Annotated in this window: 1 protein-coding gene; it reads left to right on the top strand. The window is 52.3% G+C overall.

Annotated elements, in window-relative coordinates; genetic code table 11:
* A partial coding sequence (locus F1E73_RS17465; RefSeq protein ID WP_223883507.1) for a PKD domain-containing protein occupies nucleotides 1-373 on the top strand: 373 nt, incomplete at both ends.

The following is a 373-nucleotide window of genomic DNA, read 5'->3' as shown; positions in this document are numbered from 1 at the left end:
AGCGCTACTTTTAACGGTACGGGCACGGACCCCGATGGAGGCGTTATTACCGCCTACCAATGGACCCAAGAGAGTGGTCCTAACACTGCTGTTTTAAGCGGTGAGAATACCGCAGACCTTACGGTTAGTGGATTGGTTGCGGGGAGTTATGTTTTTAGGCTGACCGTTACCGATGACGAGAATGAGACAGGAACAGACGAGGTGGTTCTAACAGTACTATCCAACAGCTCTGTTCCGCTAGTGGATGCGGGTGCGGATCAGAGCATTACCTTACCCACCAATAGTATCACTTTAAACGGAACAGGCAGTGACCCTGACGGCGGTACGGTAAGCTTCGTGTGGACTCAGGAAAGCGGTCCCAATACGGCTACCC

The sequence above is a fragment of the Arenibacter lacus genome, from assembly GCF_008711145.1.
GTDB classification, from domain to species: Bacteria; Bacteroidota; Bacteroidia; order Flavobacteriales; family Flavobacteriaceae; genus Arenibacter; species Arenibacter amylolyticus.
This window is presented reverse-complemented; position numbering and strand designations above follow the sequence as displayed.